The organism is Pseudomonas sp. YQ_5 (assembly GCF_043103305.1).
Classification (GTDB): Bacteria; Pseudomonadota; Gammaproteobacteria; order Pseudomonadales; family Pseudomonadaceae; genus Aquipseudomonas; species Aquipseudomonas putida_Y.
In genome coordinates this window covers 13,175-39,383 of the sequence record NZ_JBICJS010000042.1, presented here as the reverse complement: position 1 = coordinate 39,383, position 26,209 = coordinate 13,175, and the positions used below count along the sequence as shown (strand labels likewise).

The window sequence follows — 26,209 nt, the reverse complement described above, 5'->3', positions numbered from 1 at the left end:
GGTTACCGTGCTACTGGCCATGGCGCTGTTGTCGTTCCTGGTGGCCGGGATGTTGCGCAGCCATCAGGGAATGCTGGGCAGTGTGGGCCAGCAGATTGACGCATCGCAGTTGCTGAAACTGGCGCTGGCCGGGGAGCGTCATGCGCTGGGGCATTTGAAGCAGCAGGTTGCCACTGTGCTTCAGGTGACCCATCTCGGCCAGCCCTGGGCGCGCAGCCGTCAGCTGAGTCTTGGTGAAGGCCAGCTCCGCTATCGCCTGGAAGACCTTTCAGGCCGGTTCAACCTCGCTGCCCTGACGGTGAACGGGACACCCAATCCAGTCTTGCTCAAGCGCTGGAAACGCCTTTGCCGGTCATTGAAGATCGAACCTCCAGCGCTCGATCCGCTGCTGGGGCAGCCCATGCTCGACCCTTCCCAGCTGCGTGCGCTACCAGGCATGGATGCTCAAGCCGTGGCGCGGTTGCAGCCTTGGGTGACAGCCCTGCCGCGCACAGCAGGGCTGAACATCAATACGGCTTCGGCACGGCTGCTGGCGGCCCTTGAAGGTGTGGAGCTGTCTGTTGCGCGGCAGTTGGTAGGCGAGCGCCCCGAGCATGGCATTCCCACCGTGCAACGTTTTCTGGCACTCCCCTCGTTGGACGGCCTGGGCGTCGACAGTCATGGTTTATCCGTGACGAGCCGATGGTACCGCCTGGAGGTTCAGGCAGAACTGGCAGGCAGGCGGATGTACCTCTACAGCGACCTGGAAATCGATTTGGACACGCACCAAGTGCGCGTCATGCGACGTTCATATTCTGCACAACCGGAGCAAAGGCCAGATGAGTAGGCATTACCTGTTTTTGCTGGCCCAAGGCATGCCTGCCGCGGGGCTGCAGTGGCCGGTGCTGCTGTACACGGCGCAAGGCGAACAATGCCGAACCACCCTCGGGGCGCTACCTACTTGGTTGGCGGGTGCTGCCGTGGTACTGGTGTTGCCGATGGAGATGGCCGGATGCTGCAAGCTGGACCCGGTGCCGGGCAGGCGGCCGACGCGCGAGTCGCTGGCTTACGCAGCCGAGGAGCAGCTTGCTGAGGCACTGGAAACCTTGCATTTGGCATTCGGTCCCCCAGACGCAGGTGGTTACCGGCAAGTTGTGACAGTCGCGCTGGAGGAGTATCGACACCTCATGTCGATGTTGCAGGCACAGGGCATCGACCCGGTTGCGGTGCATGTAGACGCCGACCTGTTGGGCACTGAGGAGGCTTGCGCGCTATGGTTCGAGGGTCGCTGGCTGTTGGGTGGGGCGGACGGTACGCGCCTGGCTGTCAGTGAACGGCAGGCTCATGTGTTGTCGCGCCGCTTGGCTCCCCGGCTCTGGCTGGCCGAGCCGGGTTCGCCTGGCGAGGCTTTGAGCGACAAGCATGTCGCCAGTGCAGTTGGCAGGCTGGTGGACGGGGGTGGCACTGCGGTGGACCTGCGCCAGGGCCCGATGCGTCGACAGCGTAGCAGCCCGCCTTGGCAAGCCTTGGGTGGTGGCATGCTGGCAGCGCTGCTGCTGGTGTGTCTGGCTGATTACCTGCGTGCTGACTGGCTGCAGCAGCAAGCCTCACTGCAACATGCCGAAAATGTGCAGATGTTCGCGCGCTGGGCTCCCGGGCAGGTGCCCGGCGCTGACCTGGCCGCTCAGGTCCAGGCTCTGGAGCAACGGCCTGGACCACCGACGGCTGTCGAGCGGTTGGCGATGTTTGCAGACCCGTTGGCGGGTGTTGGCAACGTTACGATCGAGCACGCCGAGGCCAAGACCTCAGAGGGTTGGACCATCGACGTCGTCGCCCAAGGTTTCGATGATCTGGAGCGCCTTCGTCAGCGTGCCCCAGGGGTGCGGATGGGGCACGCACGGCAGGTCGGCGAAGGTGTACGGGCAACCATCTCCTGGCTGGAGGCTGAATGAAACGCTTGAACAAAAAGGCGCTTGCGCAGCAGTGGCAGCAGATACCGGCTGCCAGGCGAACGATTTTGACGCTGGCACTTTGGGCTGTGGGCCTGTTGATTGTCTGGCAGCTGGCCTGGTTACCGAGCCAGACCCGTTTGCGTAATGCTGAGGCTCACCTTGTGCAAGAACAAGCGCTGGCTGCGCTGTTGAAGCGTGTTACCCAACGCCAACCTCAGTCGGCTGACACTTCCGAGCCGCTTACGCCTGCCAGTTTGAGCGAGCGTGCACGGCTTGCCGGCCTGCATGTTGCGGGCCTGGAGGCCAGGGAGGGGCAACTGGAGGTCAGCCTGCAAGGCCCGCCAGCTGCTGTGCTGAGCTGGTTGCATGCCCTGGAACGGGACGGTGGACAGGTTCAGCGCCTGCAGTTGCAGGCTGTGGATGAACAGTTGCAGGTGCAGTTGGCTATGGCGCTGGCTGAAGGCTGAAGTCCGTATTGCGTGTGCGTTCAGGTTGCTTTGGCTGGCAGACGGCTCAGGTGCAACGCCACCACTAATGCCACCGCCAGCAAGCTGCCAATGAACAGCCCGATCCCGTTCCAGCCCCACTGGTGCCAGAACACCCCGCCCGCGGTACCGGCCACACTGGAGCCGGCGTAGTAGCAGAACAGGTACAGCGACGACGCCTGCCCCTTGGCCTTCAGTGCCCGGCGGCCGATCCAGCTGCTGGCCACCGAGTGCGCACCAAAGAAGCCGAAGGTGAACACCAGCATGCCCACGATCACCATCACCAGTGGACTGGCCAGTGTCATCAGCAAGCCAACCGCCATTACCACGATGCTGGCCCAGAATACCTTGCGCCGGCCCAGCTTGTCCGCCAGGGCGCCGACCTGTGCCGAACTGTAGATGCCCGACAGGTAAACCACCGACAGCAAGCCGACCAGTGCCTGGTTCATGTGGTAGGGCTCGGCCAACAGGCGGTAGCCGATGTAGTTGAACAGGGTGACGAAGGCGCCCATCAGCAGGAAGGCTTCAAGGAACAGCCAGGGCAGGCCGGCGTCCTTGAAGTGCACGACAAAACCGTCCAGCAGGCTGCGTGGGTTCATCGTCTGTGCGCGGAAATTGCGTGACTCCGGCAGCACCTTCCAGAACACCAGTGCGGCCACCAGGGCCAGGCCGCCAATGGTCAGCATCGCCGTGTGCCAGCTGACGAAGTCGATCAGTACACCAGTGATGAGCCGCCCGCTCATGCCGCCAATCGCGTTGCCGCCGATGTACAGGCCCATGGCCAGGCCAATGTGTTGCGGGTGGATCTCTTCGCTCAGGTAGGTCATCGCCACTGCCGCCAGGCCGCTCAGCGACAGGCCGACCAAGGCGCGGGTGGCCAGTACCAGCTCCCAGCTGGGCATCACTGCGCTGGCCAAGGTGGACAGGGCGGCGCAGACCAGCGCGAACACCATCACAGGCTTGCGTCCGATGCGGTCAGAAATGGGGCCGGTGATCAGCAGGCCGAACGCCAGCATGGCGGTGGACACCGACAGCACCAGGCTGCTCTGCGCCGCGTTGATGGCAAACTCCCTGGATAGCAGAGGCATCATCGGCTGTACGCAGTACAGCAAGGCGAAGGTGGCGAAACCGCCGCTGAACAAGGCCAGCACGGTTTTCATGAAGGCGGGTGTGCCTTTTTCGATCCACATTTCGGTCAGGATGGCAGGCTTTGGCTCAAGGAGGAGGGGGGCTACTGCAGTTTTCACGGACGGGTACCTCTGGCGCAATGAAAAAAGCATATAGCTGGCTAACGATTAGATCCAATATATTGTTCGACCTATTTGAGATGTTTGGCGACTTGTTTGGAGCGGATCATGGAACTGCGTCATCTGCGTTACTTCATTGCTGTGGCCGAGGAGCTGCACTTTGGCCGCGCCGCCCAGCAGCTGGGTATTTCCCAGCCGCCCTTGAGCCAGCAGATCCAGGCCCTGGAGCAGGAGTTGGGGGCCCGGTTGTTCGACCGGACCAATCGTCGTGTCGAACTGAGCGAGGCCGGTCGATTGTTCCTCGAGGAAGCGCGCCAGGTATTGGCGCAGGTGGAGAAGGCTGCGGATGTAGCCCGGCGTGCGCAGTTGGGCGAGCTGGGCGAGATGAAAATCGGTTTCACCTCCTCGGCCCCGTTCACCTCCAAAATCCCCAAGGCCATTCATGCCTTTCGTCAGCGCTTTCCGGCGGTGCACCTGAACCTCAAGGAAATGAGCAGCCGTGACGTTGCCGAAGGGGTGTTCGACGAGTCCATCGAGGTGGGGTTGATGCGGCCGATGCCGCTGCCGGAGGGGTTGGTGGCCACCGAGTTGTTCCGAGAACCGTTGGTGGCAGTGATCAATGCCTCGCATCCGCTGGCCGAGGGCACTGAACAAGGCGTCTACATGGCGGCGTTGGCCCCTGAGCCTTTCGTGTTCTTCCCGCGCAGTTATGGCAGCGGCTTGCATGCACAATTGCTGAGCCTGGCGCGGCATGCGGGTTTCAGCCCCCATTTTGCGCAAGAGGCAGGTGAAGCGATGACCATCATCGGCCTGGTCTCGGCGGGGCTGGGGGTGTCGGTGCTGCCGGCGTCGTTCCAGCGCATGCGCATAGAAGGGGTGGTGTACCGTACCTTGCTCGATGAAGAGGCGATGACGGCGGTGTGGCTGGTGCAGCGCGAGCGCGGTCATTCGGTGATGGCCAAGGCATTCGCCGAGTTGTTGACGGGGCAGGTGGTCGGTCAGGCGTGATGCCGGCCAAATGGCGCTGGTCATTGCCCCACTGCCGCCACATACTCGGGCATTCGTTGATACACGGAGGTCAATCATGCGGCGCGTGGTGTTCAATCAGAAAGGTGGCGTGGGCAAGTCGAGCATTGCCTGCAACTTGGCGGCGGTCAGTGCCAATGAAGGTTACCGGACCTTGTTGATCGACCTGGATGCCCAGGCGAACTCGACCCAATACCTCACCGGCCTGACCGGCGAGGACATCCCCATGGGTATTGCCGACTTCTTCAAGCAAAGCCTCTCCAGTGGGCCGTTCAGCAAGAAGAACAAGGTCGATATCTATGAAACCCCGTTCGACAACCTGCATGTGGTCACCGCCACTGCCGAGCTGGCCGACCTGCAACCAAAGCTGGAGGCAAAACACAAGATCAACAAGCTGCGCAAGTTGCTCGACGAGCTGGACGAGGATTACGAGCGTATCTACATCGATACCCCGCCGGCGCTGAACTTCTATGCGGTTTCTGCGCTGATCGCTGCCGATCGCGTGCTGATCCCCTTCGACTGCGACAGCTTCTCGCGCCAGGCCTTGTATGGCCTGTTGGCCGAGATCGAAGACCTCAAGGAAGACCACAATGAAGACCTGATGGTTGAAGGCATCGTGGTCAACCAGTTCCAGTCACGTGCCAGCCTGCCACAGCAGATGCTCGACGAGCTGCTGGCCGAAGGGTTGCCGGTGCTGCCGGTGTACTTGGGCAGTTCGGTGAAAATGCGCGAATCGCACCACGCCAGCCTGCCGCTGATTCACCTGGAACCGCGGCACAAGCTGACTCAGCAGTTTGTCGAGTTGCATTCGCTGCTTGAAGAGAACGGTTGAATAGGCCGGAGCGGTTGGCGGGGGATTTTCATCGCTTATGAGATCGAGCGCCGCCCGCGCGGCGCATCGCGAGCTGTGCTCGCTCCTACGTTTGTTTCGGGCCAGTCATGCCTGTGACAGACGCGCGCGACCGCCTTGTTCGCGCAACACGATATCGCGTCGTGCGCCATAACGTTCGCGCGCAAATCCCTCAGGACTGATTGGCCCGAAACAAACGTAGGAGCGAGCACAGCTCGCGATGCGCCGCGCGGGCGGCGCTCGATCTCACAGGCGCCCCCCCCCTCAAGGCCTACGCTTGGCCGCCCCAACCCGATCACGCGTACTCCCTAATTCCTTGTAGAAGAGGCGTTACTCAGGAAGAGCAACTGATTTCCAGGTGCTTGCCCCACTCCGGCGGTCGCTCGGCGTAGGCTTGCATCCCGGGCTGTTCCTCGAAAGGCCTGGTCAGTGCTTGGTGCAGCCGTCGAACTTCACTGTAGTCCCCCGCCTCGGCCGCTTCGATGGCGTTCTGCGCCAGGTAGTTGCGCAGCACGTACAGCGGATTCACCGCATGCATCCGCTCACGGCGGCCTTCGGCATTACCGGGTTCACGCCCACAACGGGCCAGGTAGTCTGCGCCCCAGGCATCGAAACCGGTCAGGTCGATAAAGTCATCGCGCACTACCTTGAGTGCCTCGGCCACCGGCTGCTCACCCAATTTGCGGAAGAACAGGCTGTAGTCCACGCCACCGCGTTGCATACACTGCAGCAGGCGCTCGACCAGCGCCATGTCGTCATCTTCGGCCGTGGTCAGCCCCAGGCGCCGGCGCATCAGGTCCAGGTAATGGGCCTGGTACAGCGGCAGGAACAGGCCCAACGCTTCCTTCAGTGGCTCAACTTCGATCACGGTGGTCAGTGCCTGGGCCAGCGCGCTGAGGTTCCAGTGGGCGATGGGCACCTGGTTGGCGTAGCTGTAGCGGCCACGGTCGTCGGAGTGGTTGCAGATGAAGTTGGCATCGAAGTCGTCCAGAAATGCGTACGGGCCGAAGTCGAAGGTGATGCCCAGGATCGACATGTTGTCGGTGTTCATCACGCCGTGGCAGAAGCCATACGCTTGCCAGCGGGCGATCAGTTCGGCATTGCGCTCGACGATGGTGCGGAACATGGCCAGGTAGGGCTGCTCGGCGTCACGGCATTCGGGATAGTGCTGTTCCAGCACGTGGTCGATCAACACGCGCTGCTGCTCGGGCTGCTTGGTGTAGTAGAAGTACTCGAAATGGCCGAAACGCACATGGCTCTGCGCCAGACGCGTCAGCATGGCCGCACTTTCACGGGTTTCACGCCACACCGGGGTGCTGGAACCGATTACGCAAAGTGCCCGGCTGGTAGCGATGCCCAAGGCGTGCAGGGCTTCGGAGGCGAGAAACTCGCGAATCGACGAGCGCAGCACGGCGCGGCCGTCACCCATGCGGGAGTAGGGTGTCTGGCCGGCGCCCTTGAGGTGCAGGTCCCAGTGTTCGCCAGCGTCGTTGAGCACTTCGGCCAGCAGCAGGCCACGGCCGTCGCCCAGTCGTGGGTTGTACGAGCCGAACTGGTGGCCGGAATAAACCATCGCCCGAGGGTCGGCCTCTTCCCACAGTTTGTGGCCGCTGAACAGCTCGGCGAACACCGGCAGTTCGGCCTGGGCGGGGTCGAGGTCAAGCAAAGCCATGGCCGACTCGCTCGCTACCACCAGGCGCGGGTCTGCAATGGGCTCGGGCAGCACCTGGGTGGAGAACGCATCGCCCAGGCGGGCGAAGCGGTTGTCGAAGGTGAGTTGGTCGAGGGCTTTCACGGGACTGCTCCTTGGGTTCGGTGCCAATCGGGCCGCTTGGCGGCCCTTCGCGGGTGAACCCGCTCCTACAAAGAATATGCAGAGCTGAAAGCAGTGCTATCGCTGTGTAGGAGCGGGTTCACCCGCGAACGAGGGCGAAGCCCTCGCAGCCATTTTGCACACAATAAAGTATTCGAGCCCATTCAGGCCGAAGCAGTGCCATCCGATTTCGGCTGTTCCATCGGAATCAATTGCTGCTTGCTACCCTTCGCGTCCATCAAGAATACCTCTACCTGGCGCACCGAGATCTTGATGTTGTGGGCTTTGAACTCGCGGTTGATGTACCGGTTGATCTCGTCCAGCGTCGGGTTGCGGTCGCCCAGGTCACGGACGTGCATGCGCAGTTCGTGGTCCAGCGAGCTTTCGCCGAAGTTGAGGAAGTACACGATCGGTTCCGGATCCTTGAGCACGCGGGGGTTCTCATGCGCGCCCTTGAGCAGCAGGTCGCGCACCAGGTCGAGGTCTGAGCCATAGTCGATGCCCAGCTTCAGCGTCACCCGGGTGACCGTATCGGTCAGCGACCAGTTGATCAGTTGGCCAGTGATGAAGGTCTTGTTGGGGACGATGATGTCCTTGCGGTCGAAGTCGGTGATGGTGGTGGCCCGGATGCGGATCTTGCTTACCGTACCCGACAGGTTGCCGATGGTGATGGTGTCGCCAATCCGTACCGGGCGCTCGAACAGGATCATGATGCCGGAGATGAAGTTGGCGAAGATTTCCTGCATGCCGAAGCCCAGCCCTACTGACAGCGCGGCCACCAGCCATTGCAGCTTGTCCCAGCTCACCCCCAGGGTCGACAGGGTACTGACGATGCCGATACCGACGATGGTGTACGACAGCAACGTAGTAGTGGCGTAGGCACTGCCCTGGGCGAGGTTCAGGCGTGACAGCACCAGTACTTCCAGCAGGCCTGGCAAGTTGCCGGCCAGGGCGAAGGTGATGCCGACGATCACCAGTGCGCCGAGCAGGTCGCCGAGGCTGATCGGTACCATGCTGGCGGCGGCGCCGGTGCCGCTGGTGTATTCGTAGAGGACGAAATTGTTGAGGTAGGCGAACACCGAAATCAGGTCGGCCCATACCCAGTACAGGCCGGCGATGAAGCCGCCGAGCAGGGCCAGGCGGATCAGGCGCAGCGACTGCTGGTTGACCTGTTCGATATCCAGCGTTGGCTCTTCGGTGATGACTTCGCCATCCAGCCCTTCCTTGGCCGCCGCACGCTTGCTCAACGCACGCTGGTAGGCCAGGCGTCGTGCAGCTACCGACAGGCCGCGCACGAAGGCGGCTTCGATCACCAGCCAGAACAGCAGCAGGTACAGGGTATAGATCAGACGGTCGGTAAGCTTCAGTGCGGTGTAGTAGTAGCCGAAGCACACGGCGACGAACAGGGCGACGGGCAGGGCGGTGAATGCTACGCCCACGGCCCTGCGGAACAGCGAGGTGTCACGGTGTGCCGGGCTGCTGAGCAGCAGACGGCTGAGCAGCCAGGCCATCAGCGCATAGCAGGTCAGCACCACGCCGATGCCCAATACGTCGTCTGCCAGTGCCGAAGGCTGGTGCTCGGCCACCGCAACGACGCCGACCAGTGCCAGCACCACGGTGCCCAGGCGGCGAACCCAGCCGCGCAGGAACTCGACCTGCGGTTTGTGCCAGCGGAAGTGGACTTCCGCCACGCCACCGGGTGCCAGGATACGGTAGGCGGTGTAGAACACCAGCCAGGCCTGGGCCAGCTGCCAGAGTGCGGCACCCAGGTTGGCATTCTGCCCGCGGGCGTCGATCTGCAGGGCGTAGCTGCACAGCGCAAGGCCAAGGCTGACCGGCATCGCCAGCAGAATGTTGATGAGAATTGCCTGGGGCGTGTGCCATTGGCTGTCACGGCGGAAGTGGCCGATATCCTGGTGCACTTTGCCTAACCGTTGGTAAAGGTATTTGCGCCGCCACAACAGCGCGCCGATCACCAGTAGCAGCGGCAGGAACAGCAACGGGCGCTGGCTCAGGCCATCGGCCAGCTCTTTCAGGCTGGAGCCCCACGGCAGGTTGGCGACCTGGTCGGCCAGGCGCGCTGGCACGTATTGCAGCCAGTCCCAGTCCAGCGGCTTGTTGCTGGGGATCCAGAACATTTGCTCGTCGAGGGTGGTACGCAGGCTCTGCGCGGTGCCCAGCAGTTGCTTCTGGTTGAGTTGCAGGGTGATCGATTCGTTGAGCAGCGCCGACAGCTCGCGGTTCAGCCGCTCCAACAGGTCGCTGCGGGTGATGGCTACATCCAGCAGGGCTTTGCGCAGCTGCGGGGTCACATCCTCCTGGGGTTGCGCCGCCAGCAGCTTGTCGACATAGGTGACCGGGCTGCTCATCTGCTCGCGTTGCTGGTTGACTTCGAACTGGTACAGGCGGGTGTCCGCGATCTGGTCGGCCAGGTCGCGGTCGACCTTCAGGTGCGGCAAGGTCTGTTTCTGCTTATAGAGGATCTTCGACAGCAGCAGGCTTCCCTTGAGCACGTTGATCTGCTCGTCGAGCGCCTGGTCGGCCTGGGTCAGGCTGTCGAGCTGCTGCTTGGTGCGCAGGTTCTGCTGGGTCAATTCGTTAAGGCGGTCGGTGCTCTTGAGTAGGTAGTCGGAAAGCTTGAGGTTGACCGCGCTTTCAGTGGCCAGCAGGCTGCTGCCGCCGGCCTTCTGAGCTTCGATCGACTGCTGGGTGACGGCTTCCTGGGACTGGGCCAGGCGTTTGTCGTTGATCAGCGTCTGCAGGTCCTGGATTTCCTGCTCCAGGCGCGCAGCACGCTCGACCAGCAAGTCGTGACGCGCATTGCCGAGGTCTTGCAGCACGCTGTTGCCGGCCAGTTCCTGGCGGCGCAGCAGGGTCAACGCGTTGAGCGAGGCCAGCTCGGCGTTGAGCTGGTTGCGTTGGTCGGCATTGATGGATTTGCCGCCGTCCTTGCCGGTTTTGAGGATGTTGTTGATCTGCTGGGTGCGAGTCTGGCTGCTACTGATCTCGGCCTGGGCGCGTTCGGGGCGGGTTTGCGAGTTGATGATCAGGCTGTTGGCTTCAGACAGCGCCTTTTGCAGTTCGCCCTGCTGCGTGTTGCGTTCGCTGAGCATCTGTTCAAGCTGCGGCACGGTGAGGTTGGCGTAGCGCTGGGCCACCGGTTGTGCCTTGGTTTCCTTGAGCCTGGCCAACTCCTTCTGGCTGTCACTGGTCTCTTTGGGGGCACTGCTCAACTGCTGCTTCAGTGCAGCAAGCTTCTTCTCGCTATCTTCCTTGGCAGCAAGCAGGCTCAACGTTTGTTCGAGCACCTGCTGCAGCGCCTTCTGGTCTGCCTCGGGCAGCTTGCGCTCGGCGATCTTGTCGAGGCTGTTCTGGATGCTGGCGGTGGCCGGGGCTTCTGCCGCAGTAGCCGCAAAAGAAAGGGACAGGCACAACCCGAGCAGGGCTGTGCGAAGGTACACGCGCAGGGACATAGGCAGGCTACTTGTGGATCCGGCTGAAACGAAGTTTAGAGGAACAATCCTGGTCCGGGTCGCGTTCCTTCGGGGAATCTGACGCCTACTTTCTGGATCTTGTTCCCGTCCATGGTTGCCACGGTCCAGATCGTGCCATGCCATTCGACCTGGTCCCCTACTACTGGAGCGCCTCCGACCTTCTGTCGGATAAACTGCGCCAGCGGCATTTTCGCGTCCAGGCCATCGAGTTTCAGGCCGTACAGCGCCGCCACGGCACCCAGTTCGGCATCGCCTTCGAGCACGAAGTCACCGAAGAAACGCAGGTCCAGGCCACGTTGCGGCGCCTGGCTGAACAGTTTGCCCAAGGCAGGCAGGTTGTGCTCGTGGCCGATCACGCAGAGCATGTCGCCAACCTCCAGCACGGTGCTGCCCGACGGGTGCAGCAGTTGCTCGCCACGGAACAGCGCGGCAATCCGCGTGCCTTCGGGCATTTTCAGTTCGCGCAGGGCGGCACCGATGCACCATTTTTCTGCGCCCAGGCGGTAGACGAACATTTCCCACTCGCTGGTGATGTGCACCTCAAGGGCGGAACGGGAGATCGGCGCCGGGTCTGGCGGTACCGTCACTTTCAACAGCTTAGCCATCCACGGCAGGCTGGTGCCTTGCACCAGCAGCGATACCAGCACGATGAAGAAGGCCAGGTTGAAGAACAGTTGGGCGTCTGGCAGGCCCGCCATCAGCGGGAACACTGCCAGAATGATCGGTACCGCACCGCGCAGTCCGACCCACGAAATGAAGCCCTTTTCACGGCCGTGGAAAGCCTTGAACGGCAGCAGGGCAGCAACCACCGACAATGGCCGCGCCACCAGGATCATCCACAGCGCCAGGCCCAGTGCTGGCAGGGCGATGGGCAGCAGGTCGTGCGGCGTGACCAGCAACCCCAGCACCAGAAACATGCCGATCTGGGCCAGCCAGGCCATGCCGTCGAGCATATGCAGTATGCCATGGCGGCTACGGATCGGCCTGTTGCCCAGCACCAGGCCGCACAGGTATACGGCGAGGAAGCCGCTACCATGCAGGGCGTTGGTCAGCGAAAACACCACGAGGCCGCCGGCCACTACCAGAATGGGGTACAGGCCGCCGGCCAGATTGATGCGATTGACCAGTTGCAGCATCAGCCAGCCGCCGCCCAGGCCCACCAGCGCGCCGATACCGAACTCACGCAGCACGTGGCCCAGCAGGCTCCAATGCAGGCCGGTCTCGCCGCTGGCGATCATGTCGATCAAGGTGACCGTGAGAAACACCGCCATTGGGTCGTTGCTGCCCGACTCGATCTCGAGGGTAGCAGAAACCCGCTCGTTCAGGCCTTTGCCGCCGAGCAGCGAGAACACTGCAGCGGCGTCGGTGGAACCGACGATGGCGCCGATCAGCAGGCCCTGGATCAGGCTGAGCTGGAACAGCCAGGCGGCGACCAGACCGGTGAGGGCGGTGGTGATCATTACCCCGACCGTGGCCAGCGACAGCGCCGGCCAAAGCGCTACGCGAAAGCTTGCTACCCGCGTGCGCAGGCCACCATCAAGCAGGATGACGGCCAGTGCCAGGTTGCCCACAAGGTAAGCAGTTGGGTAATTGTTGAAGATGATACCGCCACCATCGACACCGGCGAGCATGCCGACGGCGAGGATGATGACCAGAATAGGGATACCCAGGCGCGACGACAGCGAGCTGACCAGGATACTTGCACCCACCAGCAATGCGCCGATCAGGAACAGGCTGTTGATGGTGCTTGCATCCAAAGGCAGGTACTCCGAGACAGCGGGGAAGGGACGTGGTAGCGCATTTTCCAGCAAAAGCTAGCAGGTCGCGTGCCAATCGATTCTAACCTGAGGCCGACGCAGGCTGTAAAGCGATACCGCATCGTCGCTGCGGCGTGCAGCTGTAATGGTTCGCCCACTGTCAGGCAGCCAAGGACATGAATGTCAAAGAAACCATTTCTCTCGCCCAGGTGGCCCAGCGCCTGCTCGGGCAATTTCCTGATTTGCACAATCTGGCGCGCCAGGCGGCGGGCCACGTGCTTCGCCGCCAACTGGGGTACTGGCTGGACCCGGACGGGCTCTATTGGCACGAGTTCCAGTCGGCGGCCAGCAGTTCGTCGAGCTTCACCGGCTGGCGCCACAGTGGGCCGCCACTGCGGTCTTTGAGCCTTACCGAACTGGTCATCCAGCGATTCAGCCCGCAGCAGCAGGCCAGTGCTGACGAGTTGAGTATTTATGGTGGCTTCTACCGGGTGGATGCCAGCCACGCAGTTTACGACGAGCGCAACGAAGTGCGGCTCGACCCTCAGCAAGTACTGACGGCGTTCTGGCGGTTGGACTTTGCAGGGCGCTACACCGAGGCGCTGAGCACGTTTCGGTCACGGCATGGCGAAGACTATTGTGTCCTGGCCCGTGCCCGCTTCATTGCTGCTGTGGGCCAATCTGGGTTGAGCGAACCTGAGCGCCAGGAACTGATGGCGGTGACGGTCGCTGATGCCGCTCTGCCAAGCACCGTGCAAGGCCTGCGACAGGCCAGGCAGGCGAATGCCCAACCTCAATGGAACGCACTTGTCATCGACGGTATCAGCGCCAAGCTGATGTTCTTGCACAAGCTAAAGACTGGCAGGTTGTGCCTCTATCTTGCCGATGCGCAGGCTGTGGTGCAGGTGCTCGACGATCGTCATGCGTTTCAGGAGTGGATGGCTGACCAGGCCACCACGACTGCGGGGCGAGAGCGGCTGGTCAGGCTGTTCGTCGGGGACGGGGTACTGGCGCAGTCGCTACGCCCACGTCTACGCAATTACTTCAAGTTGCTCGCACAGTCGCGAGGCGGCACCACGTTTTCAGAACAGGCCATCGAAGGGGACCTGTTCGTTCGTCTGCGCGATTCGGTCATGGATGATCTGACCAGCGACGCTCACGAACGGCTGACCACCAACGCACAGTTGCGCAAGGCCGATTGGCTGTCGGGCTTGCAAGCAGCGAGTTTTATAATTGCGCCGATGGCGCCGCTTGGCTGGCCAGTGATATTGGCATCGCTCGGTCTGGGCACCGCAAGCCTGGCTCTGCACCTGGACAGGGCAATCAATGGCAAGCAGGCCTGGCGCACGGCAGCATGGTGGTCAGTACTGACGGATATCCTGTTCATCCTGCTCGATGTAGCCATGATGCGTGCCAGCGAGCTGTTCACTGATGGCCACGTCCCCCCGCGTGTGACTGGTCAGGCGCAAGCCTCCGCTGCCAAGGTCGATTGGGAGCTTTACATGGCGCCGGCGGCAGACGACCTGCTGGCTGTGTCGGATCAGGCGCTGGCCCGCCAGGAAGCCCTGTTGGGCGCGGTTCCGTGGGCTGATCTCGATGCTGTGGGGCCCAATGGCGAGTATCTGGATGCATTCGGTGAACCCTATCCCGTCTACCGCGATGAGCTCGGTTTTGGTTCGCCCGCCATTGCCGAGTACACCAGCTCGCCAGAGCGCTACAACAACCTGTGGCGGGGTATGCCGCTGGAGGGCACTCGCGCCGGGAATATCCAGCGCAGCCATGACCTTGCCCGCGCACTTGGGCAGATTGGCGCCAGTAATCAGGTAAGGCTGTATCGGGCTGCCTCCAGCCTGCGGGGCACGGGTTTTCAGGCAGTTGGTGAGGGTGCCATTGAAGTGGGTGACGTGCTGGTGACAACCGACTTCACGTCATTCACGGAAAACCCCTATGCCCTCTGGGAGGTTTTCAACGACCCGCAGACCCAGGTTAGCGGCAGGGGGGCTTTTGATGAAAATGCGTTGGTGTATGTATTGGAACCGGGCGAAGACATGCAGGCGACGCCCATCGGGCCCTTTTCAAGGCGACCTGATGAAGCGGAGTCTTTGATGATGCCCGGGCGCTACCTGCAAGTGGAAAAGGTGACGGCCGTTCAAGGGCACAATTATCGCTTTACCGAGGTGTGCCTGAAGGCACTGGCGCAGGCGCCAGGCGGGAAGGCCGTGCGTGAAATGCGCACAGGACAGTTGTTCGATCGCCAGGCGCTGGCGGGGCGACTGGGTGTCGAGGATGATTCGTTGATGCGCACATTCTTTGCGCTGCCCGCCTGAGCAAGCGTGAAAGGGGCCGCTGCGCGGCCCCTGATCAAGGCCTCAGCCCTGTTTCACTTCACGCATCGGCTTGCCTTTCACTGGTGCATCCCCTGCCACGTAGTACTTGGCGGTGCTGCGCGGCAGTGGCTTGCGACCACGGATCTTGTCCGAAATCTTTTCGGCAATCATGATCGTGGTGGCATTGAGGTTACCGGTGATGATCAGTGGCATGATCGACGCATCGACCACACGCAGGCCCTGCATGCCATGCACGCGGCCTTCACCATCGACCACGGCCATGTCGTCGGTGCCCATCTTGCACGAGCAGGATGGGTGGAAGGCGGTTTCGGCGTGCTCGCGGATGAACTTGTCCAGCTGCTCGTCGGTTTGCACGTCGGCGCCCGGGCTGATTTCGCGGCCACGGTACGGGTCCAGGGCCGGCTGGGCCATGATTTCACGGGTCAGGCGGATGCCGTCACGGAATTCCTGCCAGTCCTGCTCGGTGGACATGTAGTTGAACAGGATGCTCGGGTGTTGGCGTGGGTCTTTCGACTTGGCCTGGATGCGGCCGCGAGCAGGTGAGCGCATGGAGCCCATGTGCGCCTGGAAGCCATGTTCCTTCACGCCATTGGAGCCGTTGTAGTTAATCGCAACCGGCAGGAAGTGGTACTGGATGTTCGGCCACTTGAATTCAGGGCGGGTACGAATGAAACCACCGGCCTCGAACTGGTTGCTGGCGCCGATGCCGGTGCCATTGAACAGCCACTCGGCACCGATGGCCGGCTGGTTCCACCACAGCAGCGATGGGTACAGCGATACTGGCTGGGTGCAGGCGTACTGCAGGTACAGCTCCAGGTGGTCCTGCAGGTTTTCACCAACGCCCGGCAGGTCGTGCACAACCGGGATGTCGAGGCTTTCCAGCAGGGCGCGCGGGCCGACGCCGGAGCGCTGCAGCAGCTGCGGCGAAGCGATGGCGCCAGAGCTGACGATCACTTCCTTGCGGGCGCGGGCTTCAACGCGTTCTTCGCTGTCGCCGACCAGGTAGGTCACGCCTACGGCGCGCTTGCCGTCGAACAGCACGCGGTCGGTCAGGGCGTGGGTGACGATGGTCAGGTTCGGGCGTTTTTTGGCCTGGTCCAGGTAACCACGGGCGGTGCTGGAGCGGCGGCCGTTCTTGGTCACCGAACGGTCCATCGGGCCGAAGCCTTCCTGCTGGTAGCCGTTGAGGTCTTCGGTGCGCGGGTAACCGGCTTGCACGCCAGCTTCAACCATGGCGTGGAACAGCGGGTTGTTGCCAGCCTTTGGCGTGGCGACACTGACCGGGCCATCACCGCCGTGGTAGTCGTTAGGGCCGATGTCACGAGTTTCGGCTTTGCGGAAGTACGGCAGGCAGTCGAGGTAGGTCCAGTCTTCCAGGCCTGGCAGTTCTGCCCAGCCGTCGAAGTCCATGGCGTTACCGCGGATGTAGCACATGCCGTTGATCAGCGACGAGCCACCCAGGCCCTTGCCACGGCCACATTCCATGCGGCGGCCGTCCATGTGCGGCTCTGGGTCGGTCTCGTAAGCCCAGTTGTAGCGGCGGCCTTGCAGCGGGAAGGCCAGGGCGGCTGGCATCTGGGTGCGGAAGTCGAAGCGGTAGTCGGGGCCACCGGCTTCCAGCAGCAAAACGGTAACGCCGGCGTCTTCGGTCAGGCGGGTCGCCAGGGTGTTACCGGCCGAGCCGGCACCGACGATGATGTAATCGAATTCTTGGGACATGAAAGTACCCTCGTGTTGGCGGTGATCGGGGAGCGGGTACGCCCGTGCGCGGTGGCACGGGCGTGGCTAGACAGGGTTCAGAAAACCGAGTTGTAGCCGCCCAGCTCGACCTGGACCGACTTGATGCGAGTGTATTGAGCCAGCGAGCTGACGCCGTTTTCACGGCCGACGCCCGACTGCTTGTAGCCACCTACCGGCATTTCGGCCGGCGATTCACCCCAGGCGTTGATCCAGCAGATACCGGCTTCGAGCTTGTGGATGATGCGGTGGGCGCGGGTGATGTCGTTGGTGCAGACGCCAGCGGCCAGGCCGTAGTCGGTGTCGTTGGCACGGCGGATCACTTCTTCTTCGGTTTCGTAGGTGAGGATGCTCATCACCGGGCCGAAGATCTCTTCCTTGACGATGGTCATGTCGTCGGTGCAGTCGGTGAACACGGTTGGGGCAACGAAGGCACCTTTGGCGAAGTCACCGGCAGTCAGACGCTCGCCGCCGCACAGGACGCGGGCACCTTCTTCCTTGCCTTTGGCGATGTAGCCCAGCACGCTTTCCATGTGCTGGAAGCTGACCAGCGGGCCGAAGTTGGTGTTTTCGTCTTCCGGGTTGCCAACGCGGATGCGGGCAACGCGCTCGGCGATCTTGGCTTCGAAGGCCGCCTTCATTTCAGCCGGGATGAACACACGGGTGCCATTGGTGCACACTTGGCCCGAGCTGTAGAAGTTGGCCATCATGGCGATGTCAGCAGCCTTGTCCAGATCGGCGTCGGCACAGATGATCAGTGGCGACTTGCCGCCCAGCTCCATGGTCACTTCCTTCAGCGAAGAGCTGGAGGCGCTGGCCATGACTTTCTTGCCGGTGGTGGTGCCGCCGGTGAAGGACACTTTTTCGATGCGCGGGTGCTCGGTCAGCCAGGTGCCGACTTCGCGGCCGCTACCGGTCAGAACGTTGAACACGCCGTTTGGCAGGCCGGCTTCGGTGTAGATCTCAGCCAGTTTCAGGGTGGTCAGCGAGGTGACTTCCGACGGTTTGAAGATCATCGCGTTGCCAGCGGCCAGGGCCGGGGCAGATTTCCACAGGGCGATCTGGATCGGGTAGTTCCAGGCACCGATACCCACGGTCACGCCCAGCGGCTCGCGGCGGGTGTAGACGAAGGACGATTCACGCAGCGGGATCTGCTCGCCCTCGATGGCCGGCACCAGGCCTGCGTAGTATTCCAGCACGTCGGCGCCGGTGACGATGTCGACGTAGCGGGTTTCGGAGTACGACTTGCCGGTGTCCAGGGTTTCCAGCATGGCCAGCTCATCGTTGCGCTCGCGCAGGATGTCGACGGCGCGGCGCAGGATGCGCGAACGCTGCATGGCGGTCATCGCGGCCCAGATCTTCTGGCCACGCTCGGCGCTTTCAACGGCCTTCTCGACGTCTGCCTCGGTAGCACGCTGTACGTGGGCGAGGACTTCGCCAGTGGCCGGGTTGATGGCTTCGAAAGTGGCATCGCTGCCAGCGTCGACGTAAGCGCCATCAATGTAGAGTTTTTGCGTTCCGAAACGGGCCATAGTGTCCTCGCAAGTGCAGTGTGTGGTTTGGCTCGCGCGTCATGCTCCTGCCGGGTTGGCAAGGGCCCTGCGCGCATGGTCAGCAGCCTGGTCGTTTGTGCCCAGGGTGTGCTGCTTGGCCAGTTGTAGTTCCATGTATTCGTAAGCAATCCGTACCGCCTGGTCGGTGTCGAATGCATCACCCGACAGGGCGCCACGCAGCCACAAACCGTCGATCAGGGCTGCCAGGCCGCGGGCTGCCTTGCGCGCATGGTAGAGCGGCAGGGCGCGGCGGAACTGGCAGCACAGGTTGGAATACAAGCGGTGGTCGTTGATCCGCTGCAACCTGTGCAAATCGGGCTGGTGCATGCTGGAAGCCCAGAAGGCCAACCAGGTTTTCATTGCCGGGCCGTTTACCTGGCTGGCATCGAAGTTGCCCTCGATGATCACTTTCAGGTGAGCGCGCGGGCTGTCGTCTTTCAGGGCCTGGCGACGTGCTCTGACGCCTTCGTTGAGCATGCTCATGATGTAACCCATCGTCGCTGCGATCAGGCCGTTCTTGTCCCGAAAGTAGTGACTGATGATGCCGTTCGACACACCGGCCAAACGGGCAATCAGCGCAATGCTGGCGTCCCCCAGTCCGACCTGATCGACCGCCTGCAATGTGGCTTCGATCAACTGCTGGCGCCGGATGGGTTGCATACCGACCTTGGGCATCTTGCTATCTCCTCAGGCCTGCGAGCAGACGACAGGCGGCTAACTCGGCGAAGGCCAGTCTATTTTGTTTTGATTGAACGTTCAATCAATAAAGAATAAGCTCTGCGACAATTTGTGCCATTGACAGTTTTTCAGGCGGTCGAGAAGGCACGGATTGACACCCCAGGAAATCGTGTAACCCCCGGAATACAAGGCGTTGACGGGCGTGAGCGATGCGAAATGCAGATTCTGCCGTACGGCCATTGGTCCTGCGACAGGCCCTTGGAGCGGGCGGGGTGACCTGTGACGAATGCGCGCACCTGCGTTGAGGCGTGGCATTTTCAGCGGGCCACCTGTCTGTTTTTGGCAACGTATCGATTCGGGATCACGGTTTCCAAGGTTCATTTATAACACCTGATGCAGTGGGGATATTCCACCAATTGCTCGGGAAAGACTGATTAGCCTCCACAGCCGCACTGCCCGGAGCATTCGTGCAATGAGTTCTGCCTCACTTATCAAGCCCCCCGCCGAGAGGGTACGGGTCAACCGCGTGGTGTTCTTCACCTCTGCGCTGATGATCCTTGTTCTGACTGCCTTGCTGATCGCTGCACCCGAAACCGCCGGCCAGGTGCTGGGCGTGGCCCAGAAGTGGCTGACGCGCACCTTCGGCTGGTACTACATGCTGGTCATTTGCGGATACCTGCTGTTCGTCGTCTACCTGGCTTTCTCCGACTACGGCAGCCTCAAGCTGGGTGGCAAGGACGACCAGCCGGACTTCAGCTATGGCGCCTGGGCCGGCATGCTGTTCTCGTCCGGTATCGGTATTTCGCTGCTGTACTTCGGCGCCTCCGAGCCGCTGGACCACTATTTCAACCCACCGGAAGGCACACCGGCCAGCCTTGAGGCCGCGCGCCAGGGCTTGCAGCTGACCTTCCTGCACTGGGGCCTGCACGGCTGGGCGATCTATGCCCTGGTCGGCCTGGCCGTGGGTTACTTCGCTTACCGCCACAACCAGCCGCTGGCACTGCGCTCGGCGCTGTACCCGCTGGTGGGCGAGCGTTGGGTCAAGGGTGCTGCCGGCAATGCCGTCGACATCTTCGGCATGTTCGTCACCCTGCTTGGCCTGGTGACCAACCTGGGTATCGGCTCGATGCAGGTATCCTCGGGCCTGGAATACCTGTTCGGCATGGACCACAGCAAGACCAACCTGCTGGTGGTGATTCTGGTCATGGCCGGTGTGGCCACCGTGGCTGCGGTCTCGGGTGTGGAAAACGGCATTCGTCGCCTGTCCAACCTGAACATCGTGCTGTTCAGCGGGCTGCTGATTTTCGTATTGCTGGGCGGCGAAACCCTGCACCTGCTCAATGGTCTCGTGCAGAACGTCGGCGACTACCTCAACGGCATCGTGCTGAAAACCTTCGACCTGTATGTGTATGAAGGCGAAGCCGGCAAGTCCGAGCGCTGGTTGGGCCTGTGGACCGTGTTCTATTGGGCCTGGTGGATCTCCTGGGGCCCGTTCGTCGGCATGTTCATTGCGCGTATCTCCAAGGGCCGTACCGTGCGCCAGTTGGTAATGGGCGTGCTGCTGATTCCGCTGGGCTTCACCCTGGCCTGGCTGTCGATCTTCGGCAATACCGCACTGGACCTGGTGATCAACCAAGGCGCTGTGGAGCTGGGCAAGACTGCGCTGGAACAGCCGTCGATGTCGATCTACCAGCTGCTGGAATACTTCCCGGCAGCCAAGATCGTCATTGGTGTGGCAGTGTTCGTCGGTTTCGTGCTGTTCCTCACCCCGGCCGACTCCGGCGCGGTGATGATGGCCAACCTGTCGTGCAAAGGCGGCAAGGTCGACGAAGACGCCCCGCACTGGATGGTGGTGTTCTGGTCCGTGGTGATCACCCTGGTGACCATCGGCCTGCTGTTCGCCGGTAACTTCGAGGCCATGCAGACCATGGTCGTGCTGGCGGGCCTGCCGTTCTCGGTGGTGCTGGTGCTGTTCATGTTCGGCCTGTACAAGGCCATGAAGCAGGACGTGGTGATCGAGCAGGAGCGCGCCGAACTGGCCGCCCGTGGCCGTCGCGGCTTTAGCGAGCGCCTGACCCAGCTGGAACTGCAGCCCACCCAGGCCGTGGTGCAGCGCTTCATGGACAAGCAGGTCAGCCCGGCGTTGAAAGAAGCCGCAGCGCAGCTGCAGACTTTGGGCTTCGAGGTGGAAACCCGTGTCGGTCAGTCGCGCAACCTGATGGGCTTGCGGGTGATGATGGAAGAAGGTAACCCGTTCGTCTACGAAGTGAGCCTTGATGGCTATATGGCCGCGCCGAGCGAGGCGCCGGTCGAGGGTGAGCCTGAACTGCGCCAGCGCTTCTACCGTGCCGAGGTCTACCTGCATGACGGCAGTCAGGAATACGACCTGATGGGCTTTGTCCCAGACCAGATCGTGCGTGATGTGCTCGATCAGTTCGAGAGCCATCGTCAGGTGCTTGGCCGCGTCTATAGCTGAATGCCCGGCAAGCCGCCGCACTGCCAGGTGTCGCGGCTTGCCAGCAGCAATATGTAGCACCTCATTCGATAACATCTCCAGGACGCTTTGTGGTTCATTCCACAACGAGTCCTGGTCATGCCCGCCACTCACGCGCACAACCTCAATCACGCAGTCGCCACCCAGTTCGCCAGCCGTCCCACGCTCCGCCAGGTTGTAGGCGAACAGGTCATGAAGGTGATCCTGGAGCACTATCCTCTGGTTGGCGTGCATCGCCCTGAAATGGCCTCGGCTGCACCGCTGTACCTGATGTCCCTGCAGCCGGATGGTGTCTGGCACCCTCAGCCGCTGGTGGATGTGGTGCTGCAGGCCCTGCTTGAGGCTAAACCACTGGACCTCACCCCTGCGGGTGACTACCGCCTTAGCCTGAACCCGCCCCGGCGCTTTTTCGCCATCGAGTCGAGCCTTGAAACTACCGAGGGCGATTTGATCGAGCCCGCGCGCCTGACCGATGGCCTCAACGCGTTGCTGCCGATGCTGCTTTGGCACTTCCAGCAAGCGCAGATCGACTATTGGAACGGCGACGCCACGATCGACCGCGACCTGTGGTTGCAGCAATTGTTGCGCGCCAACCTGCTCGATGGCCTGAAAGACGAAGCGCTGGACGACGAACAACGCAAGCTGCTGCGTGACCTGATGATGGGTAACCGTACCGGGCTCGATGTGCAGCTGGTGCGGGTTGCGTTACGTGAGGGCGAAGACACTTTCCATGAGCTGTTGCCCGGTTTGCTGATTACCGCCTCCAGTGAAGTTCGCGAACTGACACTCTGGTGTTCTCCCGAAGGCCTGGTCCGCAGTTACGACGCCCAGGCTGCGTTCGGCACGGCGTTGCAAATGCAGATGGCTGGACGTTACCGGTTTGATGAGTTGAGCTGGCAAGGCCTGACTGTGGAGGGCGACGCTTTCGCCCTGTACAGCGCCTTGTTGCTGGAAATCTTGCTCGAGCGCGTGGCCCGCCTGCGCTGGAGCGCGATCGACAGCGTCGACCAACTGGAGCAATACTGCCATTTGGCCTGCGACCCCGCGTCCTTTTTTGCCGAGTTCAGTGACTATGGCTCCGGTGGGCTGGGCCTGGCGCTTCCCAAGGGCCTGTCGCGAGCCGATACGGATAGCCAGACCGCCTATCTGCAAGCCATGCTCGACTTGTCGCTACTGCAACAGCACAGCCCAGCCCAGGGCATTCAGGACGGTCTGCCGGACTTGCACACCTATGCGGCAACGCGCCTGCGCGAGGAGATGCTGCATGACCACCCGGTAGACGCCAATTACTTCCCTGACGACCTTATCCTCACTGTCGAGACCTTTGTCAGTGACGGTCACGGGCTGGGCTTCGGCCAGAAGACCGGTGAAAAGAAGCTGACCTTGACGCAACTGGCGATCGGCCGCCTGGATGCCACCGCAGGAGGGGTGGTGACACATATCGCGCACCGGGAAAACCAGCTGATCATGAAGTGGATGACTATTGATTACGTCCGTGATCTGGTGCAGCGAGTCGACATCGGCGGCAGTTATCCACGTCATGTACAGTCGATGCTCGATCGCTCGGCGAGCCGGGCCGAACACATCTCGGCATTTGCCATACGCTGGCGTATCACCCTGATGTTCGATGCTGCGCGGGCGCGGGCAGTCAAGCGGCTCGACAAGTTCGCCTACGGCGCCCTGGCAGAATTCTGCCGTAGTGGCCAGGAAGGTGCAGCGGCTGTGCGGATTGCACCGCTTGCGTTCAAACGCTCGCCGACATCAGAGAGGGTCGACGTGGCGCATGGTTTCTACGTGATCGAACTCATCGAGCTGGGGGCTCATCTGTTGTATTGCCCGCTGTACACCGACAAGGCGCTGATTCAGTTCGACAGCGCTCAGGCGCTGTTGGATGCGATCAGCCGCCCGGGGGCGTTGCAGGACAGCGTGCTGCTGTGGATCGAGCAAGCTCAGCGCGCGGTCTACGACAATGGCGGCTTCCGGGAGCCGCACCTGCCCCAATGGCTGCTCGACCCTTACACCCTCCCGGCGAAACCGCAGCCTGTTCAGTTGGCGCTGCAGTTCTGGGCGCAGGACGTGGATCGGCAGATGTTCGAAGCCAAGGGCCGGATGTTGCTGGAGCTGGCTGATCGCAGCGCCATGAGCAACAGCGAGGTGCGCTGGCGGCTGGTCACGGCATTTTCCTGGGAGCTGCTGAATGTTGTGTTTCCGGTGTTACCGGGGCCGCTCACCTCGGTTGCCTGGCTTTACATCGGCATGCGCAGCCTGATCAACGATGTGCAGGGGCTGGCCAGCCCGCATCTCGACGAGCGAATCCAGGCGATGGTCGATGTGCTGAACAACACCTTGCTGGCGCTGATACACCTGCAGACGCCGAAACTGGCAGCGCCGGCCGTTTCTGGTGACCTGCCGCCATCGCTGCTCCAGGGGCCACCTCCAGGCAACGGGATCGAGTTGGCGAACCTTTCCACAGCAACGCGGGAGCCCAGTGCCTCGGTCGACAGGCTGCAGGCGATGGCCAACACCCACCTCGACTTTTCCTGGCGTGGGGCTGGGGGGCTCAACGGCCTGTCGAGTGCCCAGCGCGGTCAAATGCGGGCGTTGGCGACCAGCGTTTCGCTGGCGGGGCGTGAACCGCAGACGCAGGGCGTGGCTGCTGGCCTGGTGCGGATTGGGGATGATTTCTATGTGTCTCTGGACGGTGATGTCTACCGAGTCAGTCTTGATAACGCAGCGTTTCGCATCATCGGTCCGGACGGCACGGTTGGGCCATACCTGATGCGCGACGGCAATGTCTGGCACCTCAATAATTCGCGATTGTACGGTGGCAATGATCGCTCCGGCGAGTTGGCCCGCGAGCGACTGCGCAAGAAGCTTAGCGGACCGATCGCCAAGGCTCAGTCCGAGATAGAGCGGCTTCTCTTGGCCGCGGAGGCTGCCACGAAGGATTTCAACGCGTTGAGCGAGCAGGTTGTCGGTTTGCGTGATCCGGTAAAGAAAGTCGAGGATCGGTTGCAAAAGGCGCCACCAACCGACCCGGGCGAACGTGCGCAATTCGAGCAGGCTACCGAGTTGTTCAAGCGCAAACTCCAGCAGTTGCACGAGCAGACGAATGCGCTGCGCACCCGGCGCCTGGCGTTGAACGACAGTCTATTCCAGGGGTATCTCGAGGCTGAACGCAACATTATCTACGTGCTCGACAAGGCGAGCGCTTCGACGCAGGGCGGCAGCGTGAGAGATCAACGGATACTCTTGGGCCAGGTCCGCAAGAACCTGATCAGCTTTGGCATGTTCTTCATTGATGAGCTCCTGGCCTTGGGTGGGTTCAGGGAATACGACCAACTCACCAATGCGCTCAATGAGGCACCGCCAGAGAAACAGGCCGAGTTGTATGCCAGGTTCCGGACGATGTTGGAGAAGTTGCTTGAAGAGCAGCCCAGGATCATCAATGTCTCCAGCCAGCTGGATCGCCTGTTGGCCATCACCGATATCGACATGCAAGTGCCTTACGTCAATACCACGCTGACCGTTTCGAGCATTATCGAGAGCCGCAAGACGACCACGATCAACATCCGGTTTTTCCAGGCCATGGGCCTGGTCGAGCTCGCCCTGCAGTGGCACAAAGGCACGCCTACCCAGCACTACATGATCTTCCGCCATGCGCTCGCCAGTCAGCGTTTGCGGGTGGCCGCACAAACGCATCATCTGCTGATGTTCTGTGATTTGCCTGTCGCCGAACGAATCGAGGTACTGCAAAGTGCGTGGGACGAATACCTCGCGGCGATTCTCAACGCCGAACGGATCAAGACACTCGGTAGCAAGCTCATCGATGTCCAGCGCCTTGAGGCCTACAAGCAACAGATGGTGGAGCTGAAAAGCATAGCCGGTGAGGCGTTGGTCGAGGCCATGCGCGAGCAGGCGGACGGGCAGGTCCGAGGCACACGTCGTGCGGTCTATTCACGAAAGAGCCTGCAGGTGGCCCATACACGGGCTGGTCAGATAGTCATTGGCAGCGAATCGGTAGTCGACGGGCAGGCTGTGCTGCAAGTTGTAGCGGCTTTCAACAAGAGCGCGCTGCATCGCTTCCAGAAGCAGGGAAACACCTGGGTTGAAGAGGTCGCCGCGGGCGAACCGGAACCGCAGTCGCGGAATTCTACGCCGGACTCCGAAAGGAACAACCGGGAACTGGCCGAGGCCATGCTGGCACAGAACGAAAATGTCATCGCTCAAGCCAGAGCCCTGGTTGCCAAGGATGCTGACGACATGGGCCTGATGTCGATGCTGGACGGCCAGATCAACGAAGTGGCCGAGCTGCGGGAACAGCTCAGCGATGCCGACGCAGAGCACGCGCTGCTGGCAGGCATGGACGATGCGTTGATTCAGTTGCGCCAGGCCCGCCGCGACTGTTTGGTAGCGCTTTACAGCAAGACGCGCTACCCAGGTTCCAGAGGGCTGAATTTTCTCCATCAGCAGGGGTTGCTCGCCGTGGAATATGTCGGGCCTCGGCAGGTGGTCTCCGATGGCTATCTGGACGAGTACCGGATCAGCCTGTTGCGGGCTCCCGGCGAGGCCAAGGGTAGACCCTTGTGGGCCGCGCATTTCCACTTTGCCGACTCGCAGGCGGCGCCCACGGCGTTTGGCAAAGGCCATCTGAAGCTGTGGAGCCAGCGCAAGATGGGGTATCGCGAACAAATGAAGGCCGCGAGCGAGGGGCAGGTACTGAGCATCTATCGAGGTAACCTGACCTATGCGCAGGCCAAGGATGTGATCCCGTTCAACCTCTGAACAGTTGCACT

15 protein-coding genes and 1 pseudogene are annotated in these 26,209 nt (G+C 61.9%); 9 read left to right on the top strand and 7 right to left on the bottom strand.

What is annotated here, in order from left to right:
* The first annotated feature begins 19 nt into the window (after positions 1-19).
* Genes ACF8EA_RS07080 through gspM form a run of 3 tightly spaced genes read left to right on the top strand, consistent with a single transcriptional unit; the run spans position 20 to position 2,398 of the window.
* Positions 20-826, top strand: coding sequence for a general secretion pathway protein GspK (locus tag ACF8EA_RS07080; protein WP_155249908.1), 807 nt, complete (start codon positions 20-22; stop codon positions 824-826).
* Complete coding sequence (gspL, locus tag ACF8EA_RS07075) at positions 819-1,931, top strand: type II secretion system protein GspL (RefSeq protein WP_392521359.1); 1,113 nt, start codon at positions 819-821, stop codon at positions 1,929-1,931. The genes ACF8EA_RS07080 and gspL overlap by 8 nt, the downstream gene beginning before the upstream one ends.
* Positions 1,928-2,398 (top strand): type II secretion system protein GspM, encoded by a 471-nt coding sequence (gspM, locus tag ACF8EA_RS07070; protein WP_392521358.1) that lies wholly within the window; start codon positions 1,928-1,930, stop codon positions 2,396-2,398. The genes gspL and gspM overlap by 4 nt, the downstream gene beginning before the upstream one ends.
* 20 nt (positions 2,399-2,418) lie before the next feature.
* Here the strand turns inward: gspM and ACF8EA_RS07065 are convergent, their stop codons facing one another.
* A complete protein-coding gene (locus ACF8EA_RS07065) occupies positions 2,419-3,606 on the bottom strand; it encodes an MFS transporter (RefSeq protein ID WP_323601497.1) in 1,188 nt (395 codons plus the stop codon).
* 165 nt (positions 3,607-3,771) lie between these two features.
* Between ACF8EA_RS07065 and ACF8EA_RS07060 the strand changes: the two genes are divergently transcribed.
* Complete coding sequence (locus ACF8EA_RS07060) at positions 3,772-4,671, top strand: LysR family transcriptional regulator (protein WP_010955618.1); 900 nt, start codon at positions 3,772-3,774, stop codon at positions 4,669-4,671.
* Between the two features lie 76 nt (positions 4,672-4,747).
* Positions 4,748-5,521, top strand: a complete 774-nt coding sequence (locus ACF8EA_RS07055) for a ParA family protein (RefSeq protein WP_392521357.1) — start codon at positions 4,748-4,750, stop codon at positions 5,519-5,521.
* 352 nt (positions 5,522-5,873) lie between these two features.
* On the opposite strand, the gene selO is transcribed toward ACF8EA_RS07055, so the two are convergent.
* The 3 genes from selO to ACF8EA_RS07040 form a co-directional block, all read right to left on the bottom strand.
* The gene (selO, locus tag ACF8EA_RS07050) at positions 5,874-7,334 is read right to left on the bottom strand and encodes a protein adenylyltransferase SelO (RefSeq protein ID WP_392521355.1); all 1,461 of its coding nucleotides are present in this window, start codon (positions 7,332-7,334) and stop codon (positions 5,874-5,876) included.
* Between the two features lie 182 nt (positions 7,335-7,516).
* Complete coding sequence (gene mscK, locus ACF8EA_RS07045; RefSeq protein ID WP_392521353.1) at positions 7,517-10,825, bottom strand: mechanosensitive channel MscK; 3,309 nt, start codon at positions 10,823-10,825, stop codon at positions 7,517-7,519.
* A gap of 35 nt (positions 10,826-10,860) precedes the next feature.
* Positions 10,861-12,603 carry a potassium/proton antiporter gene (locus ACF8EA_RS07040; protein WP_021783701.1) on the bottom strand — a complete coding sequence of 581 codons (1,743 nt, stop codon included), beginning with the start codon at positions 12,601-12,603 and terminating at the stop codon, positions 10,861-10,863.
* 176 nt (positions 12,604-12,779) lie between these two features.
* On the opposite strand from ACF8EA_RS07040, the gene ACF8EA_RS07035 reads away from it, so the two are divergent.
* Positions 12,780-14,930 carry a dermonecrotic toxin domain-containing protein gene (locus tag ACF8EA_RS07035; protein ID WP_392521352.1) on the top strand — a complete coding sequence of 717 codons (2,151 nt, stop codon included), beginning with the start codon at positions 12,780-12,782 and terminating at the stop codon, positions 14,928-14,930.
* A 42-nt stretch (positions 14,931-14,972) separates the two neighbouring features.
* On the opposite strand, the gene betA is transcribed toward ACF8EA_RS07035, so the two are convergent.
* The 3 genes from betA to betI form a co-directional block, all read right to left on the bottom strand.
* Entirely contained in the window at positions 14,973-16,670 is a 1,698-nt protein-coding gene (betA, locus tag ACF8EA_RS07030) for a choline dehydrogenase (protein WP_021783703.1), read from the bottom strand.
* Between the two features lie 77 nt (positions 16,671-16,747).
* Positions 16,748-18,220 carry a betaine-aldehyde dehydrogenase gene (gene betB / locus ACF8EA_RS07025; RefSeq protein ID WP_021783704.1) on the bottom strand — a complete coding sequence of 491 codons (1,473 nt, stop codon included), beginning with the start codon at positions 18,218-18,220 and terminating at the stop codon, positions 16,748-16,750.
* A gap of 39 nt (positions 18,221-18,259) precedes the next feature.
* A complete protein-coding gene (gene betI, locus ACF8EA_RS07020; protein ID WP_084850219.1) occupies positions 18,260-18,916 on the bottom strand; it encodes a transcriptional regulator BetI in 657 nt (218 codons plus the stop codon).
* Between the two features lie 532 nt (positions 18,917-19,448).
* On the opposite strand from betI, the pseudogene ACF8EA_RS07015 reads away from it, so the two are divergent.
* The 3 genes and pseudogenes from ACF8EA_RS07015 (at position 19,449) to ACF8EA_RS07005 (ending at position 26,198) form a co-directional block, all read left to right on the top strand.
* Positions 19,449-20,983: pseudogene (locus ACF8EA_RS07015) on the top strand (BCCT family transporter).
* Positions 20,931-21,395, top strand: coding sequence for a hypothetical protein (locus tag ACF8EA_RS07010; RefSeq protein ID WP_252461035.1), 465 nt, complete (start codon positions 20,931-20,933; stop codon positions 21,393-21,395). Before ACF8EA_RS07015 ends, ACF8EA_RS07010 begins: the two are co-directional and overlap by 53 nt.
* Positions 21,396-21,512: 117 nt before the next feature.
* Positions 21,513-26,198 (top strand): dermonecrotic toxin domain-containing protein, encoded by a 4,686-nt coding sequence (locus ACF8EA_RS07005; RefSeq protein ID WP_392521351.1) that lies wholly within the window; start codon positions 21,513-21,515, stop codon positions 26,196-26,198.
* The last annotated feature ends 11 nt before the right edge of the window (positions 26,199-26,209 follow it).